At 73.3% G+C, this 19,744-nt stretch carries 10 protein-coding genes; 3 read left to right on the forward strand and 7 right to left on the reverse strand.

The genetic code is table 11. The annotated features are described in order from the left end of the window. Nucleotides 1–120 precede the first annotated feature (120 nt). From ccrA to ACZ499_RS34060, 4 genes are all read right to left on the reverse strand, one after another. Complete coding sequence (gene ccrA / locus ACZ499_RS34045; RefSeq protein WP_468680399.1) at nt 121–1,281, reverse strand: crotonyl-CoA carboxylase/reductase; 1,161 nt, start codon at nt 1,279–1,281, stop codon at nt 121–123. 56 nt (nt 1,282–1,337) lie between these two features. After that, nucleotides 1,338–1,553, reverse strand: coding sequence for an MbtH family protein (locus ACZ499_RS34050; protein ID WP_468680267.1), 216 nt, complete (start codon nt 1,551–1,553; stop codon nt 1,338–1,340). Nucleotides 1,554–1,630: 77 nt separating this feature from the next. Further along, a complete protein-coding gene (locus tag ACZ499_RS34055) occupies nt 1,631–5,437 on the reverse strand; it encodes a type I polyketide synthase (RefSeq protein WP_468680269.1) in 3,807 nt (1,268 codons plus the stop codon). Further along, on the reverse strand, nt 5,430–14,189 hold the full coding sequence (locus tag ACZ499_RS34060) for an amino acid adenylation domain-containing protein (RefSeq protein WP_468680271.1): 8,760 nt from the start codon (nt 14,187–14,189) through the stop codon (nt 5,430–5,432). Before ACZ499_RS34060 ends, ACZ499_RS34055 begins: the two co-directional genes overlap by 8 nt. Before the next feature lie 854 nt (nt 14,190–15,043). Here ACZ499_RS34060 and ACZ499_RS34065 point away from each other — a divergent pair. After that, nucleotides 15,044–16,342 (forward strand): phthiocerol/phthiodiolone dimycocerosyl transferase family protein, encoded by a 1,299-nt coding sequence (locus ACZ499_RS34065; RefSeq protein ID WP_468680273.1) that lies wholly within the window; start codon nt 15,044–15,046, stop codon nt 16,340–16,342. 85 nt (nt 16,343–16,427) lie between these two features. Continuing rightward, nucleotides 16,428–16,955: an RNA polymerase sigma factor gene (locus ACZ499_RS34070; RefSeq protein ID WP_371650013.1), complete on the forward strand. Its 528-nt coding sequence runs from the start codon at nt 16,428–16,430 to the stop codon at nt 16,953–16,955. Nucleotides 16,956–16,966: 11 nt separating this feature from the next. On the opposite strand, the gene ACZ499_RS34075 is transcribed toward ACZ499_RS34070, so the two are convergent. From ACZ499_RS34075 to ACZ499_RS34085, 3 genes are all read right to left on the reverse strand, one after another. Continuing rightward, entirely contained in the window at nt 16,967–17,671 is a 705-nt protein-coding gene (locus tag ACZ499_RS34075) for a YoaK family protein (protein ID WP_468680275.1), read from the reverse strand. A gap of 47 nt (nt 17,672–17,718) precedes the next feature. Further along, on the reverse strand, nt 17,719–18,804 hold the full coding sequence (locus ACZ499_RS34080; protein ID WP_468680277.1) for a hypothetical protein: 1,086 nt from the start codon (nt 18,802–18,804) through the stop codon (nt 17,719–17,721). A gap of 94 nt (nt 18,805–18,898) precedes the next feature. Continuing rightward, nucleotides 18,899–19,096, reverse strand: coding sequence for a hypothetical protein (locus ACZ499_RS34085; protein ID WP_468680401.1), 198 nt, complete (start codon nt 19,094–19,096; stop codon nt 18,899–18,901). A gap of 206 nt (nt 19,097–19,302) precedes the next feature. Here ACZ499_RS34085 and ACZ499_RS34090 point away from each other — a divergent pair, with 206 nt between their 5' ends. Beyond that, on the forward strand, nt 19,303–19,698 hold the full coding sequence (locus tag ACZ499_RS34090; RefSeq protein WP_468680279.1) for a peptidoglycan-binding domain-containing protein: 396 nt from the start codon (nt 19,303–19,305) through the stop codon (nt 19,696–19,698). The last annotated feature ends 46 nt before the right edge of the window (nt 19,699–19,744 follow it).

The following is a 19,744-nucleotide window of genomic DNA, read 5'->3' on the forward strand; positions in this document are numbered from 1 at the left end:
TCTCCCGTATCATTTCCTCGGGGGGGGGGTGCTCGCCGCCGCACTGGGTTTTTGAGGTTGGGCGGGAATCGGGGGGGGAGGGGGTGCTGGCCTCCCCCCCCAACCACCCCCAACCACCTGCTACGCCTTCGCGTTGACCAGAACCGCCATGTTCCCCGCCGGGTGCTGGTTGTCGTGGATCAGCTGATGGGCCTTGCCGATCTCCTCGAAGCCGAGGGTGAGCGACAGGCACGGGTCGATCAGGCCCTGGTCGATGAGCGTGGTCACCTCGCGGGCCTCGCGCGCGTTGGAGACGTGGGAGCCCTGCAGCCGCTTCTGGCGCATCCACAGGAAGCGCAGGTCCACATCGCCGTTGTAGCCGGTGGTACCTCCGCAGATGACGACCATGCCCGCGTTGTCGCACAGATACATGGAGGTCGGGATGGTGTCGGCGCCGGAGTGCTCCAGGACGATCCTGGGGGCCCGGCGCTCACCGAGGACCTCCCAGAAGCGGCGGCCGAAGGCGCGGGCGCCCTTGAGCCACCCGGCCATCGCCTCGTCGTCGGAGGTGTCCGGCAGCCGGCCCCAGTGGTCGAAGTCGCGGCGGTTGATGTAGCCCTTGGCGCCCAGCCTCACGCAGTACTCGCCGCGTTCGTCGCTGGAGACCACCGCGATGGGGATGCCGCCGCGCTGCCGTACCAACTGGATCGCCATACAGCCCAGGCCGCCCGCCCCGCCCCAGATCAGCACCGCGTCGCCGGGGCGCACGGTGTGCGGCTCCCAGCCGAAGAGCTGCCGGTAGGCGGTGGCGGCGGTCGCCATGTAGCAGGCGGCCTCCGCCCAGGAGAGCCGCTTCGGCTTGGGGTGGCACTGGTACTCGTCGACGACGGCGAACTGGGCGAACGACCCGTAGTTCTCCTCGTACCCCCACACGCTCTGCGAGGACGAGGTGGACGGGTCGGCGCCGAGCCGGATGTCCTCGGCGCTCTCGTCCCACACATTGGCGAGCAGCACGATCTCGTCGCCGGGCTTGAGGCGCACGCCCTCCCCGACCGCCCACACGACGCCGGACGCGTCGGAGCCGCCGATGTGGAAGTCCTCGACGGCGCCGCGCTTCTGGCGGGTCGCTATGACGTCGACGGGGTCGCCGAGCGAGGCCCAGACGTTGTTGTAGTTGACGCCGGCCGCCATCACCTTGATGAGGACCTGGCCGGGCCCGACCGGGGGCACGTCGACGACCTCGGTACGGAAGGCGTCGATGGGCGGCCCGTAGCGCTCGGGCCGGATGAGTGAGGCGTACATGCGCTTGGGCGCCTCGCCCAGCGGCGGCGCGTCACCGAGTTCGTACAGGTCCTGGGTCACGGGGTGGCTCCTGAGGGGGTCGCGGGGGACGGGTGGCGGTCGGCCCGCGCCAGGCGGGCGAGGCAGACACGGTGGGCGGCGGCGGGTCCGGTGACGTCCCATCCGGCCGGTACGGCGGCGAACGCGGGCCACAGGGAGTGCTCTCCCGCCGCGTTGACGAGCACCAGGTGCGACGGCTCGTCCTCGCCGCGGGGCTCGAACGGACTTGGCACGGTTGATCCCTTCGTTGCTGCGCGGCCGGAGCCGCGGCGCGCCGCACGGTTGGGTGTGCGGCGCGGCGTTGGGGTGGTCATCCGGCGGCGGGCCGCAGGGCGGCGGCAAGCACCGCGCCGATGCGGGCCATCGGCTCCGGCTCGGTCATCTCGTAGTGGCCGCAGGGCACGGCGTGGTCGGTGAGGACGCCGCCGGTGTACGGGCGCCAGCTGTCGGCCTTTCCGGCCGTCAGCGACAGGTCGGCCGGGTCGGCGGGGGTGCCGGCGTCCTCGGTGGCGCTGAAGAAGAGCACGTCGCCACGGAACACCTCGGGGGCGAACTCGCGGGCGATGGCGAGGTTGTTGCGCATCACCCGGGCGATCGCGAGCGCTTCCTCGCGGGTCACCGGCGAGGGCCCCCGCTCCGCGCCGTCCTCGCCGATCAGCCGGATCACCTCGTCGACGTCGGCCGCCCCGCCGTCGGGCATCTCCAGGCCCGCGACGCGTACGAGCAGGGACGCCACCTGGCGCTCGGTCGCGGCCGGGTCGGCGGCCTCGTCCTGGGTCAGCGGGGCGTCCAGCATCGCCAGCAACTCGACTTCCTCGCCCTGCCGTTGCAGCGCGGTGGCCATCGCATGGGCGACGAACCCGCCGTAGGACCAGCCCATCAGCCGGTACGGGCCCTCCGGCTGCACCTCGCGCAGATGGGCGAGGTAGGAGTCGACCATGTCCTTGGCGTCGGCGGCCGGTTCCCGGGTGCCGTCGAGGCCGTGGGCCTGGAGGCCGTAGACCGGCTGGCGGGCCCCGAGGTGGGGGAGCAGTCCGGTGTAGCGCCAGGCGATGCCCGCGCCGGGGTGCACACAGAACAGCGGGCGCTGGTCGCCGTCGGCGCGCAGCGGCAGCAGCGGGGCGAACGCGTCCCGCCCGGCCGCACCGCCGCGCCCGGCGAGCGCGACGAGCCCCGAGACGGTGGGCGCCGACAGGAACGCGGCGGCCGGGACGTCCAGGACGCCCTCGGTGCGCATCCGGCCCGCGAGGATCACGGCGCGCATCGAGTCGCCGCCCAGGTCGAAGTAGTTGTCGTGGACGCCGATGCCCTCGATGCCCAGGGCCTCCTCCCAGTGCCCGGCCACGGCGTGCTCCTGCGGGGTGCGGGGCGCGGCGTACTCGGTGGTGAGGTAGGGCCGGGGTGCCCGGCCGGAGCCGCTCCCCGGCGCCGCGTCGTCGTCCGTACCGGCGGCCGGCCTGGCGCCGGGCGCCTCGATCCAGTGGCGGCGCCGCTCGAAGGCGTACCCCGGCAGCGGCACCCGGCGCGGCTCGCGGGCCTCGTCCGGGCCGGTGATGTCGGCGGGCACGCCCGCGCTCCACAGGCGGCCGAGCGCCTCCGCGAAGACCTGTCCGTCGGGGCTGGCGGCCTTGGCGTGGCGCATGGTGGGGACCGTGGCCACCGGTGCGTCCCCCAGCCGGGCCCCGGCCAGCTTGGCGAGGCTGTCGCCGGGGCCGATCTCGACGAACAGCGGGTTGCCGTGCTGCCAGAGCGAGGCGATGCCGTCCGCGAACCGGACGGTGCGGCGGGTGTGGTCGAGCCAGTGCTCGACGCTCGTCGCCTGCTCGTCGGTGACCCAGGTGCCGGTGACATTGGTGATGTACGGGATGGCCGGTGCCCGCAGGGTCATCGTCCGCAGGACGTCCGCGAAGGCGGGCAGGATCGGGTCCAGGACGTGGGAGTGCGCGGCCGCCGGCAACCGCAGCCGGCGGAAGGCGACCTCGTCCGCGAGCAGCCGCGCCTCCAGGGCCGCCACCGCGTCCTGGCGCCCCGCGACCGTACAGGCGGCCGGGCCGTTGACGGCCGCCAGCGACAAGTCGTCGGTGAGGTAGCCGCGCAGGGCCTCCTCGCCGAGGGCCACGCCCACGGTCGCGCCCCCGGCCGAGGCGATCAGCCGGATCCGCTCCGCGACCAGCGGCAGCATCTCCTCCGGCGACATCACCCCGGCCAGTGTGGCCGCGGTGTACTCGCCCAGCGAGTGCCCGATGAACGCGGCGGGCCGTACGCCGTGCTCCATCAGCGCGGTGGCCAGGGCGTATTCGGTGACCACCAGGGCCAGGAAGGCGTCGACGCCGCCGGGTTCGGTGCGCTGGTACAGCGCGGTGCGCAGATCGCGGCCGGTCACGGGCCGCAGGATCGCGGCGCAGCGGTCGACGGCGTCCCGGTAGACCGGCAGGTCGCGGTAGAGCCCGGCGCCCATGCCGATGTACTGGGTGCCACCGCCGGGCAGCAGGAACGCGACCGGCGGGGCGTCCTCGCCGCGCACCTCGGCGGGTGCCTGGAGCGGGTGCAGCAGGATGCGCGCGGCCTGCTCGGCGCTCTGCGCCGCCACCGCCGCCCGGTGGGGCATGGCGGGGCGGTCGGTGCGCAGGGTGTGGGCGACGTCGGCCAGGTCGAGCTGGGGGTGTGCGGTGAGGTGGCGCCCGAGGTTCTCGGCCTGTCCGCGCAGGGCGCCGGGGGTGCGGGCGGAGAGCGGCAGCACATGCCACCTCGGGTTCTCCTGCTGGCGGGGAGCCGGTGCGGCCGGGGCGGGCGGGGCCTCCTCCACGATGACATGGGCGTTGGTGCCGCCGACCCCGAACGCGCTGACGGCGGCCCGGCGCGGCCCGGAGCCGGCGTCCCACTCCTCCAGGGCGGTCGGCACCCGGAACGGGCTCGCCGCGAAGTCGATCAGCGGGTTGGGCTGGTCGAAGTGGAGGGTCGGCGGTATCTGCCGGTGCTCCAGAGCCAGCACGATCTTGATGAAGCCGGCGATCCCGGCGGCGGCGCCCAGATGGCCGATGTTGCTCTTGACCGACCCCAGGGCACAGAACTGCTCGCGGCCACTGCTCTCGCGGAACGCCCGGGTCAGGGCGGCCACTTCGATGGGGTCACCGATGCGGGTGGCCGTGCCGTGGGCCTCCACATAGCCGATGGAGTCCGCGTCGACGCCCGCGGCCACCTGGGCGGCGAGGATCGCCTCCGTCTGGCCCTCGGTGCTGGGGGCGGTGAAACCGACCTTGCGGCGGCCGTCGTTGTTGATGGCCGAGCCCCTGATCACCGCACGGATCCGGTCGCCGTCGGCGAGGGCGTCCTCCAGGCGCTTGAGGACCACCATGCCGACGCCGTCGCCCGAGGAGGTGCCCGCCGCGTCGGCGGCGAACGCCCGGCAGCGGCCGTCCGGCGAGAACGGCCCGTCGGGCACGTGCCGGTAGCCCAGCAGCGCCGACGGGTTGAGGGAGGCGGCCCCGGCGAGCGCGACGTCGCACCGGTAGTCGATCAGGTCCTGGCAGGCGGTGTGGATCCCGACGAGCGCGGTGGAACACGCCGTCTGGAGCGAGAGGCTGGGCCCGGTCAGGCCCAGTTCGTACGAGATCCGGGTGGCCAGGGTGCCAAGAGAGTTGCTGGTGGCCGCGTGGACCAGGGCGACCGAGGCGCTCTGTCCGGCGAAGCGGGGATGGACATGCCCCGGGTAGTAGCGGCTGTCGCCCGCTCCCGCGTACACACCGACCTGGAGGTCGCCGTGCCCGTCGGCGTATCCCGCCTCCTCCAGGGCGTGGTAGGCGCACTCCAGGAGCAGGCGCTGCTGCGGGTCGATGACCTCGGCCTCGGCCGGGCTGTAGCCGAAGAAGGCGGAGTCGAACCGGTCGATGCCCTCGACCACCGAGGCCATCCGCACCAGGTCCGGGTCGGCCAGGCCCGCGGGGTCGCCGCCCGCCGCCAGGAACTCCTCGTCGGTGATGGGCCGGATCGACTCCCGGCCGGCCGCCAGGTTCTCCCAGAACTCCTCGACCGTGTCGGCGCCGGGTAAGCGCGCCGCCATGCCGACGACCGCGATCGCCGTGTCGGGCCCGTACTCCGGCCGGTCTGTCTCATCCATCGTTACGGGGTCCTTCGTGCTCGGTGTGCGGGGTGTTCGGGGCGGGGCGGCGGGCCGCCCGCGCGGCGCGCTGGCGCTCGGCCCGCTGCCGTACGCGGTCGAGTCCGGCGGACGGGGCGTTGTCCGGCGCCGTGGTGGGTACGGCGCCGGCGGGAGCGCCACCGGCGCCGATGTCGGTGAGGTGGCGGGCCAGCGCCCGGACGCTGGGGTGGCTGAACAGGTCCACCACGCCCAGCTCGCAGCCGAGTTCCTCGTTGACCGCGCCCTGGGCGCGGACCAGGAGCAGCGAGTGGCCGCCGAGGTCGAAGAAGTTCTCCTCGACGCCGACCCGGTCGCGCTCCAGGACGCGGCACCAGATGGTGCTGAGGATCTTCTCCAGGCGGCGCAGCCCCTCGGCGGAGTCGTCGGAGGCTCCTCCGGCCGCCTCGGCCGTCGACGAACCGGCCGCGCGCAGCACCCAGTTGCCGGTGGCCCCGGCCGCGTCGGCGGACTTCCCGGCCGCCGTGTACAGGGCGCCGAGGTCGGCGTCGTCCTCCAGGACCACCCGGCCCGCCAGGCGGTGCACCGGGCGCAGCGGTGCCCGGACGTGGCCGCGCACCCACGGCATGGCCCGGTCCGTACCGATCAGGAGGTGCGGCTCGTCCAGGGTGCGGGCCAGGTCGAAGGAGCGCAGTGCGGCGGAGGCGTCCAGGACGCGGTAACCGCGCGCCTCCGTCAGCGACTTGAGCCCGTATCCCGCGCTCATGCCGAGCTCGTCCCACATGCTCCAGGCCAGGCTCTGCGCGTCCAGGCCGGAGCCACGCTGATGGGCGGCGAGGGCGTCGAGGAAGGCATTGGCAGCGGCGTAGGAACTGCTCATGGAGCCGCCGAAGTAGCCGTTGACCGAGGAGAACGAGACGAACGACCGGGCCGCGTGCTCCTGGGCGAGCCGGTGCAGCGCCCAGCCGCCGGTGACCTTCGCGGCCAGCGCCGTACGCCACTCCTCCAGGCCCAGATCGGCCACCGCCCGCTGCTCGAAGCGGCCCGCGAGGTGCGCCACCCCGGCCAGCGGGGCGGACCAGGCGGCGGACGCCTCGTCGACGACGGCGCGCAGCGCGTCAAGGTCGGTGATGTCGGCGCTCGCGTACCGCACGTCGCCCAGCTCGCGCAGGTTCCGGTACGTCTCGATCCGGCGGGCGAGCGGGCCGCCCTCGGCGAGGTGCTTGTCCCAGCTGTCCTCGTCGGGCAGTTGGGTGCGCCCGACCAGGAGCAGCCGGGTGCCCGGCGCCCTGAGCAGGTGCTCCGCGAACCGCCCGGCCACTCCGCCCAGGCCGCCGCTGACGAGGCGGAACCCCTCGGCGACGGGCACCGCGGTGCGCGGCAGGGGATCGGACAGCGGGGCGAGACGGCGTATCCAGCGCTGCCCGTCGCGGAAGGCCACCTCGGCATCGGCCACCGGCGCGGCGGCCTCGGCGAGCAGCAGCTCGGCGGTCTCGCGCGGGCTGCCTCCGGCCGCCAGGTCCACCTGGACGGTGCTCAGCCAGGGCAGCTCCTCGCGCAGGCTCTTGAGGAGTCCGCCGACGGCGCCGTGCGCGTAGGAGGGGCGCTCGCCCGTGAGTACCGCCTGGCCCGCCACGCCGACGAAGTGGACGGCGACCCGGCGGGCCGAGGAGTGACGGGCCGTCAGGGCCTGGGCGAGGCAGAGCAGGGAGTCGGCGCCGTCGCGCTGGGCGTCAAGCAGCTCGCCCACGCTCTCCGGTTCACCGCTTCCCGCGCCGAGCGTCCCCAGGTGCAGGATGGTGTCCACGGGCCGGTCGTCCGCCGCGAGCCCGTCGAGCAGGTGCCCGTAGTCCTCGGCCGCGTCGACGCGCACCCGGTAGGCGGCGGCGTCGAGCCGGGCGAACTCCGGCCCGGCGGTGACCACCGTGCACCGGGCGCCCCGTACGCGCAGCCGCTCCGCGACCGCGTCGGCCACCTCGGCGGCCGGTGCGTGGCGTCCGGCAAGCACCAGGGTGTGCCCGACGGGCGCGGCCGGGGCGTGGATGCGCTCCGCGCGCTGCCACACCGGGCGCAGGAACCAGTCCGGCACGGTCGCGGTGCTGCCGAGCAGGATCTCCGAGGCCTGGGCTGCCGAGTCGAACTCGCCCGCCTCGAACCGCTTGCGCAGCTGGGTGCGCTGGATCTTCCCGATCTCCGTCTTGGGGATCACGGCCGCCTCGACCGGCATCAGGTGCGCCGGGCTGATGCCGATCTCCCGGGTGACCTTGCCGCGGACGGCCCGCAGCGCCTGGGTGACGTCCGTGCCCTCCTCCAGGTGGAAGAAGAGCGCGAGCTCGTCGGTGCCTGCCGCAGGGTCGGTGCGCACCGCGCAGGCCGCGGTGAAACTCCGTACCACGAAGGGGAGTTCCTCGACGCAGGACTCGATCTCATGGCTGTAGTGGTTGACGCCGTTGACGATGATGACGTCCTTGGCGCGGCCGGTGATGTAGAGCTCGCCGGAGCGCAGGAAGGCCAGGTCGCCGGTCTCGAACCAGCCCTCGGGGGTGAACGACTCGGCGTTCGCCTTCGGGTTGTCGTGGTAGGCGGAGGTCACGGTGGTGCCGCGCACCTGGAGCCGGCCCGCGGTGCCCTCCGCGACGATACGGTCCTGGTCGTCCACGATCCGCATGGCGAAGCCCGGGTAGGGCAGCCCGCAGCTGACGAACGTCTCCTCGCCGGGCTGCGGCTCGGCCGCGAGCACCGTGTCGGTGACCACCGAGGACGTCTCGGACATGCCCCAGCACGGGTGCATCACGTCCTGCGGCAGCCCGAAGGGTTTGAGCACCTCCAGGAAGCGCCGCGCGGTCGCGGCGACGACCACCTCGCCCGCGTTCATCACCAGACGTACGGGAGACAGGTCCCAGGGCCGCCCGGCCATCCGGTGCGCCTGCTCGCTGACCAGGCCGAACGCGAAGTTGGGCGCCCAGGTGACACTGGCCCGGTGCCGGTTCGCCAGGTCCATCCAGCGCAGCGGGTCCTCCAGGATCCACGAGGTCGGCGCATGGACCTGGCGGCAGCCCAGATAGACGTCGCGCAGATGGAACATGACCACACCGGTGACATGGTCGAGCGGTATCCAGTTGACCGAGACGTCGTGCTCGGTCAGCGAGTTGAGGGAGGCGGTGGCCGCCGCCCGGGTCAGGACGTTGCGGTGGCTGAGCCGGACCGCCTTGGGCAGCCCGGTGCTCCCCGAGGTCAGCAGCATCAGCACCACGTCGTCGGGGAGCGCCGGGTGCCAGTCCTCGTCCAGCGGTCCCGCGCGCAGCGCGTCGGTCGTGGTCAGCCGCAGCCCGGGCCACTCCCGCCGCCGCGCGAGATCGCGCAGGCCCGCCTCACCGGACGCGGAGGTGATGATCCAGGGGCGGTGCAGCATCTCCCACACACCCTCCAGCTTGGTCAGGGGCGCCGACGTCGTCGCGTACGAGACGGGGACGGTCAGCGGCACGGTGACGAAGCCGCCCAGCACACAGCCCCACAGGGTGGCGAGGAAGTCCTCGGTGTCCTCGCACTGGAGGATCACCTGGTCACCGGGGCGCAGCCCGAGCTCGCGCAGACCGCCCAGGACGCGGGAGGCCTCCTCGACCAGCGAGGCGTAGCTGCGCCGCGTCTCGGTGCCGTCGTTGCGGACGTGGACGACCTCGGCGTGCGGGCCGCCCTCGGCCGCCCGCCGCAGCGCCTCGGCCCAACTGCCCACGGTCGGCTCGGGCAGCTCGGGCCCTTCGCTCAGTGCGGGCACGGCCGTGCCGGCGTCGGCGCCGGAGGTGTGCGCGGGGGCGTCCGTACGCGAGGAGGACGAGCCGATGTACAACCGGCCGATCTGCTCGGTGACTTCCTCCAGGGCCACGGTCGCCGAGCGGACGCCCGGCAGCTGGGCCAGGCCGCGCTCCCACTGCTCGGCGGCCTCGGTGTCGATGACGGGCAGTCGGCCGAGCGCCGCGGTGTCCAGGGTGCCGTCGGGGTTCCTCGGCAGGTCGCTGACTGCGGCGATCCGGGGAGCGGGCTCGGAGTCGGTGCGCCGCAGGGCGCGGGCCGCCTGCTCGGCCGCGGCGGCCCGGGTGGGCACGGCGAACACGGTCGGCCGGCCGTCCGCGCCCGCCACGGCCACGGCGTCGCGCAGATCGCCCCGGGCGAGGAGTCCGCGCTCCAGGTCCGCGCCGTCGAACAGCGCACCCGAAGCCGCCTCGGCCCGGACAGCGGGCTCGGGGGCGGGCAGGGCGCCGAGGCGCAGGCCGGGGTCGTCGGCCACGGCGGCCAGCAGGGAGTGCAGGGCTCGCGCCGCGCGCTCCACGGTCGCGTGGTCGAACAGGTCGGCGGCGTACTCGATGTGGCAGGCGAGGCCGTCTCCGGCGCCGTCCTGCCCGCGGTGCTCCACCACGTCCACGAAGAGGTCGAACTTGGCGGTGCCGGTGGCGCTGGGCCGCAGCGGAGCCTCGTTGCCGCCGAGCCGCAGCACGGCCTCGGTGTTGTTCTGCAGGGCGAGCATGACCTGGAAGAGCGGGTGGCGGGCCGGGGTGCGGGCCGGGTTGAGCTCCTCCACGAGCCGGTCGAAGGGCAGGTCCTGGTGGTCGTAGGCGGCCAGGTCGAAGTCCCTTACGCGGGCGAGCAGTTCGCGGAACCCGGGGTCGCCCGAGGTGTCGGCGCGCAGGACCAGCGAGTTGGCCATCAGGCCGATGAGGTCGTCGAGCGCCTCGTCGGCGCGCCCGGCCACGGGGGTGCCGACGGGGATGTCCGTGCCCGCGCCCCAGCGGGTGAGCAGGGCGGCCAGGGCGCTCTGCAGCACCATGAACAGGCTCGCGCCGCTCTCGTCCGCAAGGCGCAGCAGGGCGCGGTGGAGCTCGGCGGAGACGTCGAGGGTCAGATGGCCGCCGCGGCGGCCCGGGGTCTGGGGGCGGGGCCGGTCGGCGGGCAGCGGGATCTCCACCGGAAGGCCGCCGAGTGCGTCCTTCCAGAAGGCCAGCTGACGGTCCGCCAAGCCGGTGGCGCCTGTCAGCAGCTCGCGCTGCCACAGGGTGTAGTCGGCGTACTGGACCGGCAGTTCGTCCCAGCCCGGGTCGCGGCCCTCGGCGCGGGCCGCGTACGCGGCGGACAGGTCCTCGGCCAGCGGGCGCAGCGACCAGCCGTCGGCCGCGCTGTGGTGCAGGACGATCACCAGCGTCCGCGCCGCCCCCGTCCCGTACAGACCGGCCCACAGCGGCTGGTCCCGGGTGAGGTCGAAGCGGTGCCTGCGCGCCAGGGCGACATGCGCCCCGACCTCCTGCGGGGGGCAGTCGACGAGGTGCAGCACGGGCCGCAGGGTGCCCGGCGGGGATATCTCCTGGCGGGGTGTGCCGCCGGTCTCCGGGAGCAGGGTGCGCAGGCTCTCGTGCCGGTCGGCGACATCGGCCAGGGCCGCCCGCAGGGCGTTCACGTCGACCTCCCGCGCCAGCGGGACCACCAGCGGAATGTTGTACGTGGCGGCGGCCCCGTCCAGCTGGTTGAGGAACCACATGCTCTGCTGGGTGGCGGAGAGCGGCACCGGGTCCGGCCGCTCGGCGCGGACCAGCGGCGGCCGGGCCGGGCGCCCGCCGTCGGACGTCACGTGGGTGGCGAGCGCCGCCGGGGTGGGCAGGGCGAAGAAGGCGGCCATGGACACCTCGGCGCCGGTGGCGGAGCGCAGCCGGGTCATCAGCCGGGTGGCGAGCAGCGAGTGCCCGCCGAGGTCGAAGAAGTTGTCGTCGGCGCCGACCGTGCCCTCCGGAAGCCGCAGCAGCTCCTCGTAGAGGCGGCACACCAGCGCCTGGGACCCGGTGGCCGGGGCGCGGCCGGTGGCCGCTGCGGCGAAGTCGGGGGCGGGCAGGGCCTTGCCGTCCAGCTTGCCGTTGGCCGTCAGCGGCAGCGCGTCCAGGACGACACACGCGCTGGGCACCATGTGCTCGGGCAGCGACTCGGCCAGATGGCGACGCAGTTCGGCCGGTTCCGGACGCGATCCGGGGGCGGGGACCGCGTAGGCCACGAGGATCCGGTCGGCCGCTCCCTCCGTCTCCCGGGTCACCACGGCGGCCCGGGCCACGCCCGGGTGGCCGACGAGCGCGGCCTCGATCTCGCCGGGCTCGATCCGGAAGCCGCGGATCTTCACCTGGTGGTCGGAGCGGCCCGCGTACTCCAGGGTGCCGTCGGCCGCGCGCCGGGCCAGGTCGCCGGTGCGGTACATCCGCTCGCCGGGTGCGCCGAAGGGGTCGGCGACGAACCGCTCGGCGGTCAGCTCGGGGCGGTCGAGGTAGCCGAGGGCGAGACCGGGGCCCGCCACGTACATCTCGCCCACCCAACCGGGCGGAACCGGCTGGAGGCAGTGGTCGAGGACGTACACCCGCAGGTCCGGGAGCGCGGTGCCGATGACGCTTCGGGCGCGCGGGTCCTCGATCAGCTGGCGGGTGACGCGCTGGTGGGTGACGTGCACGGTGGTCTCGGTGATGCCGTACATGTTGACGAGGGCGGGCGACTCGTCGCCGTGCCGCTCCAGCCAGGGGCGCAGATGCGCGGGTTCCAGGGCCTCGCCGCCGAACACCACGTACCGCAGGGCGAGCGGACCGTCCTCGTCACCGGCCTCCTGGTCGGCCTGGACGAGCTGCTGGAAGGCCGAGGGCGTCTGGTTGAGGACGGTGACGCCCTCGCGCCGCAGCAGCCGCAGGAAGTCGCGCGGGGAGCGGCTGGTGTCGTACGGGACGACGACGAGCCGGCCGCCGTGCAGGAGCGGCCCCCAGAACTCCCAGACGGAGAAGTCGAAGGCGTACGAGTGGAAGAGCGTCCACACGTCGTCCGCGCCGAAGGCGAAATGGGCGGCGGACGTCTCGAAGAGCCGTACGACGTTGGAGTGCGGGATCACCACGCCCTTGGGGCGCCCGGTGGAGCCGGAGGTGTGGATGATGTACGCGGGGTCGCCCGGGGTGAGCGGCGCCGGGCGGTCGGCGTCGGTGAGGTCGGTGTCCGGGCGCGCGGCCAGGTCGCGCTCGACGGCCGGGTCCCCGACGGCCACGGTGGCGGCGCCGGTCTCCGGCAGCGTCGGCGCGGTGTGCGCGTCGGTCACGAGCAGCGCGGGTGCGGCGTCCTCGGCCACCGCGCGGATGCGCTCGGCCGGGTAGCCGGGGTCCAGCGGCAGATACGCCGCGCCGGACTTGACCACGGCGAGCAGGCCGACGACGAGCTCCAGTGAGCGGGGCAGCGCCAGGGCCACCACCTCGCCCGGTCCCGCGCCGCGCTCGACCAGCAGACGGGCGATCCGGTTGGCGCGGGCGTTGAGCTCCGCGTAGGTCAGCGAGGCGCCCTCGTACGTGACGGCGACGGCGTGCGGGGTGCGGGCGGCCTGGGCCTCGAAGCGGGCGGGCAGGACGGCGTCGGGCGCGGTGCGCGCGGCCTCGGCGGCGTACGAGGGTGTCTCACCGGGGTGCAGCAGGCTCGCGCGGGCGAGCGGCAGGGTGGCGTCGGCCTCGGTGAGCTGGTCGAGCAGGAGCAGCAACCGCCGCTGGTGGTCCTCCAGTTCGGCCTCGGTGTACAGGGCCGGGTTGGCGTCGAAGGCGATCCACAGCCCTTCACCGCCCGCGCCGGGCCGCACGCTGATCTGGAGGTCTTCGACGGCGCCGCCGGACAGATGGTGCGAGGTGGTGCGGTGACCGCCGAAGGGCGGCTCCTCGTCGAACGGGACGAGGTTGACGACCGGCCCGTACAACCGCCGTGCCCCGCCGATGAGTTTGAGGTCGCGGCGCAGGTCCTCGGCCCGGTACTGCTGGTGCCTGCGGACGTCGCGTAACTCCGCGGCGACGGCCCCGACCAGCTCACCGGCCGTGGTGGCGGGGGTGACGGCGAGGCGCAGCGGCAGGATGTTGGACGCCGTGCCGGGCGTGCGCAGGGCGGTGGAGCCGAGCCGGCTCATGGTGGGCAGTCCGAGCACGATGTCGTGCTGTGCGGTGACCCGGTGCAGATAGGCGGCGACGGCCGCGACGACGAGGTCGTTGCGCGCCGCGCCCAGGCGCGCGGCCGCGGCGGACAGCCGCTCGGTGTCGGCGGCGGAGAGCAGGGACGTACGGCGCAGGAAGGAGGCGGCGGCCGGTGCGACGGCCTCGGTGAGCCCGGTGGCACCGGGGGAGTCGGCGAACCGGCCGGTCCAGTAGGCGTGGTCGCGTACGAAACGCTCCGAGGCCCGGTAGGCCGTCTCCTCGTCGAGCAGCCGGCTCACCGGGGCGAACGGGCTCTCGGGCACCTCGCGGCCGTCCGCGAGCGCCGCGTAGACCTCGGACAGGCGCCGGGCGACCAGCTTGTAGCTGTAGCCGTCGAGGAGGATGTGGTGGGCCCGCAGGAACCAGAAGAAGCGGTCGGGGGCCACGGTGAAGAGGGCGTGGGTGAACAGTGGCCCCTCGGAGAGGTCGGCCGCCGTCGCCATGTCGGCGCGTATCCATGCCTCGGCCGCCGCGCGCGGGTCCGCCTCACCGCTGACGTCCACCAGCCGCAGCGGCCAGTCGTCACCCGCGGCCGGCGCGGAGCGGGGGCCGTCGGCGGTGTCGGTGAACCGCAGCGCGAAGGTCTGCGCCTCGCCGACGGTGCGGCGCAGCGCGGTCTCGAACAGCGCGGTGTCCACCGGCCCGTGGATCTCCACGTACTCGGCGGTGTTGTAGGCGGCGTTCGCGGGGTCGAGCCGCTGGGCGAACCAGAGTCCCTGCTGGGCTCCGGTCAGCGGGCTACTGGAGTCCTCCTGGACAGACATGGCACCAACCCTCATTAGGCGTCTTTGAAATTCTCGGCACGCAGAAAGAACCCGCGGGCCCTCGCTGGGAAGCCGTTGGGCAGGCGTGTGCGATCCGCCCACCGAGTGAGCGGAATTTGCGCGGGAACGGAAGCAAGGAATGCATCGCCGAAATGCCGCTGCGGGGGTGGAACTTCAGTGAGAGCAGGCAGTGCCGTGACGGGGCGCAGCCTTCCTCGGAACAGCAACCCTGCATGAGGGGAAGTGGGCTGGTCAAGAGGATCAACCTCCCGGGCGTGTCCCCGACAGAGCGTCAAAACCCCTTGGATTACGGGGTCCACCCTGCCAGGTGTCATGTGCACGGCCGTACGGATTTGGCCAGCTTTCGAAGTTCAGTTCGTGTCAACGAACCGGCCATGGGCCGTTGAAAAATCGTGCTGCTGGCAAGTGCCCCCTTGGAGGAGGCGCCGTATACGAGCGATCCACGGAGTCCGCCGAGCACCGATGTTGAGCCAAATCCGGTTGCGCGGCGAAGGAGAGGGCTGCGCTCCGGTTAGCGTTCGAGGCACCCTGGTATTCCCCGGCTGCGGAAGCGGGCCGCATGCGGGAGGGTCTGAGGGATAGGTCACTCCGCAAGCCTCCTTGAAACCCTTGCGGGAGAATGGAATTGCCGCTTCACTGAAGCGCGATTCGGGATCCGCGCACCGGCCAATACGGCCGGGGCTCAATGCGCGAAGGGTTCCGTGCGCGAAGAGTTTCTGTGCGTGCACGCATGCGCCCGTCCCGCCTTGCCGCGCGAGTGGCCCTTTCCGGGGTGGGACAGGACGCGGCCGGACCGGCGCAGTGCCGGGAAAGAAAGCTGAAAGGTAATGGGGATGCAGCGCAAGTTATGCCCGGTCGAAACGATCTACGTGGCGCAGCGGAGCCGTGCCGTGCTCTCCTGCACCGTGCGCGGCGACCTCGACGAGGAGCTGTTCGCCGCGGCGTTCGCCGCCAAGGTCGCCGAGCACCCCTCGCTGCGCTGCCGGATCGCCGTCGAGGACGGGGCCCATGTGCTCCAGCCGATGGCGGCGGACGAACTGCCGAGGCTCCTGGTGCGCGACGGCGGGCCCGACTCCTTCACCGAGGAGTTCAACACCCCGCTGCCCGTCGGCGGCCCGCTGGTGCGGGCCGTGCTGCTGCGGGGCAGCGACGAGCACACCGTGATGCTCAGCGTCGACCACACCATCACCGACGGCCACAGCGCCATCGCCCTCCAGAACGCCCTGTGGGACACCTACACCGCGCTGGCCGGTGAACTCCCCGACGGCGCCGGTGAGTACAGCGAACAGTGGCCGAGCCCTGTCTCCGAACTGCTGCCGCCCGTCTCCGCGCGGGAGGCCGAGGAGTATCTCGCGCGCCGCGTCGAGCGGACCCGGCAGGCCCCCGTCGTCTGTCTGCCGTACGAGGCCGTGGGCACCGAGCGCGCACCCGGCCGACCCGAACTCGCCGTGCAGCGCGTCCTGTTGGGGCCCGACGACACCGCGCGGCTGCTGCGCTTCGCCAAGTCCGAGGGTGTGTCGGTGCACGGCCTCATCGCCGCAGCGGTCCTGACCGCCGTCCGCCACCGCCTCGGCGGCGAGCCCGGAGCGCGCACCCTCGGCTGTCTCTCCCCGGTGGACCTGCGCTCCCGGCTCACGCCTCCGCTGGACCGCGAAGTGATGGTGCCCGCGGTCACCTCCTGCCTGGACGTGCTCGAAGTGGCGCACGACGCCGACCCGCTGACCCTGGCCCGCCAGGTCACGGAGAATCTGCACGCAGCCATCGAGCGGGGCGACTTCCTCCAGGAACTGCACCTCCTGCCGAAGGTCCCGCAGCACCCCGCGCTCCTCGCCACCAGCGTGATCGTCACCAACATGGGCCGCGTCTTGGGCCCGGTGACCCCGGACGGTCTGGAGGTCGCCGACGTACGCCTCGCCCCGGCCCGCGAGCACTACTTCCCCGAGGCCGGGCGCGGCCCCGTGATGGCGTGTGTGGTCTCCTTCGACGGCCGGCTCGGCATCGAACTGCCCTACAGCGCCGGGTGCTTCACCCACGAGCAGATGGACGAGCTGCGCGCCGCCCTGCACACCAACCTGCTCGTGTTCGCCGCCCACCGCGACGACGCCGAGGACACGGTGGCGGTGTCCGCGTGAGGGACGCACCGCCGTCGCCTGCCCGGCGCGGCCCGCACCCGACACGCACCTGTTCGAGCAGACCGAGTCCAGGAGTACTCCCGCGGTGACCACGACGAACGATGCGCAGGCCCCCGTCACCACGGCTCTGCTGCCGCGTGCACAGGCCGGGGACGACCGGGCCATGAACGACATCCTCCTGCACATCGCGCCCTTCGTCGGCCGGCTCTGTCTGCCGATCGCCCAGAGCCACAGCTCCGACGCCGCCCAGGAGGCCATGCTCGCCATATTCCGCGGCATCCGGGGGCTGCGCGAACCCGAGGCCTTCTACGGCTGGGTTCGCGCGGTCACCGTACGGGAGGCGGTCCGCACTTCGAAACGGCTGAGCCAGGGGCCCACGGACGACCTCACCGACCGAGCCCTGGACGGCAATCCCCTGGACACCGTCCACATCTCCGACGCCATGGACCGGCTGCCCGACCAGCACCGCCAAGTCCTCATGCTGCGCGCCGTCTACGGCATGAACGAGGAGGAGATGGCCGCGACGCTGGCCCTCCCCGTCGGCACCGTCCGCTCCCGGCTGCACCGCGCCCGCCGCAACTTCCAGGACGCCTGGCACCAGCAGTCGGCGTGACCCGAGGCCGCTCACGCCGGGGCGGGCCGGGCGGCGGACCCGGCCGTCAGGGCGACGGCGGCCAGCAGGAGCAGCGCCGGCGCCAGCGCGGCGGGCGTGCCGTGGTGCAGTTGCAGCAGTCCGCCCATCAGCGCCCCGCCGAACATCGCCACGACCGAGAGCACCCGGCGTACGGTCGCCGGTCCCGGCGGATCGGCGGCCAGACCGGTCAGGGTGAGCGTGAGGACGGTGGTGGTGAGATCGGGCACCGCGACCTTGCGCACCACCGCGTTCTGCATTCCCATGCCGTACGCGAGCAGCACGATCAGTACGTACGTGGCGTGCCCGGCCAGGCCCGTGACCAGCGCCGCCGCCACGAGCACGGCATGTGCGGCCACCAGCAGGGCGAACAGCCGTACCGGCTCGGTGATCCGCAGCGCGATCCGCCCGCCGCTCAGCGCGCCCGCCAGGAACGACGCGCCGGCCGTGGCGGAGGCGACGGCGGACAGCCCGGTCCCGCCCGCGAGCGCGAAACCGAGGAAGACCACGTTGCCGGTCATGTTGGCGACGAAGACGTGATGCAGCCCGAGATAGCTCACGGCGTCCACCAGACCGGTGACGAAGGTGAGCAGGACGAGCAGGGGCGGCAGGACGCCGTGGTGCTCCGGGGCGCCCGGGAAGAGGCGCGCGGCACCGCGGTGCAGCAGCCCTACGACGTTCACACGAGGGGTCTTCATACGCCTCCTTCGGCAGGCGCGCGGTCCACCGCGAGCCGGGTCCGCGGTCAGCCCACGGGGCGGCGGTCGACCGGGGTGACGGGGGTGCGGACGGCGACCGTGGTGCGGCGCGGGCCGGACCACGGGGCGGGCACGGCGTCGATGTCCCTGGCCAGCCAGTAGGCCAGTTGCTCGTAGTTGATCCGCCAGCCGCGGAAGTGCGGCCAGGCCTCCTCGGGCGTGCGCTCCATCGGATAGCCCTGGTCGGCCATCCGCGCCACGCCGTGCAGGAAGTCCTCGTAGGTGAGCTGGAGCGGGTCGTCGGGGTGGGGGTCGCGGTCGTACGGGATGCCCCGCAGATCCGCGATGTCGCGCAGACAGACGAACCCGGCCCGCAGCGCGAGCCGGATCTCGGCCCTGGGCTGGGAGGGGTTGAAGGCGAGGCGCAGCGCCGCCGCGTCCATCACGGCCAGCAGGGCGATCAGCCAGTTGCGGCTGGCCTTGGGGGAGCGGAAGTGGATCAGGACCGGGTAGGTGGTGTGACTCTCGCTCACCTCGGCGCTCCACCGCTCCCAGTTGCGGAACAGCTCGGTGAGGCTGTGCAGCAGCTCGACCTGGGCGTAGCGGGCGAGGATCTCCGGCCCCCAGGGCGGGCTGCCCGCGCGCGACTGGAGGAGGGTCACCTCCGTCTCGCGGCGCTGGTAGGCACCGTAGAGGGTGGGCAGATAGCCGACCTGGAGGCCGATCACGATGGGGCCGGTGGCGGCGGCGCAGAAGTCGATGGCGTTGAGCGTGACGCGGGTGCCGCCGGCGAAGCCGAGGGTGAAGAGCGAGGAGCCCGACTCGACCATCGCGTCCTTCAACGGCAGCCGGCTGACGGCCGCCTCCAGCAGCGCGTAGCCGACCATGAAGCACGCCAGCCAGCCCATCAGCGTCACCACGACGGCCAGCGGTGCCACCGGGGCCAGCACCCGGTCCTTCGACTCAGCCCCCGGCAGCCGGTCGGCCACCATCTGGAACGGCCGCCGGACCAGACCGTGGACGACCTGGGTGAAGCCGGAGCGCGTCGGCCGGGGTATCACCAGGGTGCGCAGCACCGAGGAGAAGATCCCGAGGACGATGACGGCACCCGTGATGCCCTGTAGTACACGCACCGCAGCTCTGTTCCTTCCCAGGTCGTGGGGATCATTCAAGCGCACGGTGCGGGTGGACACCCCGCTTCCCCCTCACGCCGGACCGTTGGCGGCCTCAGCCGGCCAGCGGGTTCTCGGGGGAGACGCCCGGGCCGGGGAAGTCGGGGTCGTCCTCGGCGCGCGGCAGCGGGCGGTGTCCCTCGGACCAGTCGTTGGTCCATCCGCAGACGCCACAGGCGTACCGGCCGTCGAGCCCGGCCACACGCGTACCGCATTGGCGGCACTCGGCGTGCGTGATCTCCGGAGTGAACACCGGCGCGGGTGCCGGACGCGCGGTGCTGTGAACTTCACCCGGGGTGCCGCCGGTTGGTGAAGTGATCAAGTACCTCTCCAGGTCTGCTAAATTTTCGCTTGCCGCCATCTGAGACGCGGTCAGTTCAGCACCATCTCCGGGGGAACAAGACTCTTATGAAGCGTACTTTGGCATGCCTTGGCGCCTTTGCCGTCATCACCGTTGGCATGATCACGACCGGTCCGGCGGCACAGGCCGCCTCGGGCTGCACCACCACGACGAAGTACTACGACACCGCCGGCTACTACACCGACATCCCGACCGTCGGCGTACGCGGCACGAACTACTGCACCCTGCGCCGCGGCATGCAGAACGACGCCGTCTACGAGCTCCAGATCACCCTGAACCAGTGCTACGGCCAGAACACGGGCGGCTTCGACGGCGACTTCGGCCCGAGCACCGACACGGCCCTCCGCAACGTCCAGCGCAGCCTCGGCCTGTCCGCCGACGGCGTCTACGGCCCCAACACCCGTGACGCCCTCAAGTGGGCCTGGCGCAACATGGCCGGCGAGCACCGCTGCCTCAAGCTGACCCAGGCCCCCGGCCCGCTGAGCGACCAGTAGTCCCGGCCGGTCCAGGCACAGGCCCCCCGGCCCGCCACCCTCAAGT

The organism is Streptomyces sp. NPDC031265, from assembly GCF_055570295.1.

Coding starts and splice junctions, on each gene's coding strand:
- ACZ499_RS34065 (WP_468680273.1), top strand. CDS start 15,044: ATGCAGCGCAAGTTATGCCCGGTCGAAACGATCTACGTGGCGCAGCGG.
- ACZ499_RS34060 (WP_468680271.1), bottom strand. CDS start 14,189: ATGTCTGTCCAGGAGGACTCCAGTAGCCCGCTGACCGGAGCCCAGCAG.
- ccrA (WP_468680399.1), bottom strand. CDS start 1,281: ATGTACGCCTCACTCATCCGGCCCGAGCGCTACGGGCCGCCCATCGAC.
- ACZ499_RS34055 (WP_468680269.1), bottom strand. CDS start 5,437: ATGGATGAGACAGACCGGCCGGAGTACGGGCCCGACACGGCGATCGCG.
- ACZ499_RS34090 (WP_468680279.1), top strand. CDS start 19,303: ATGATCACGACCGGTCCGGCGGCACAGGCCGCCTCGGGCTGCACCACC.
- ACZ499_RS34075 (WP_468680275.1), bottom strand. CDS start 17,671: ATGAAGACCCCTCGTGTGAACGTCGTAGGGCTGCTGCACCGCGGTGCC.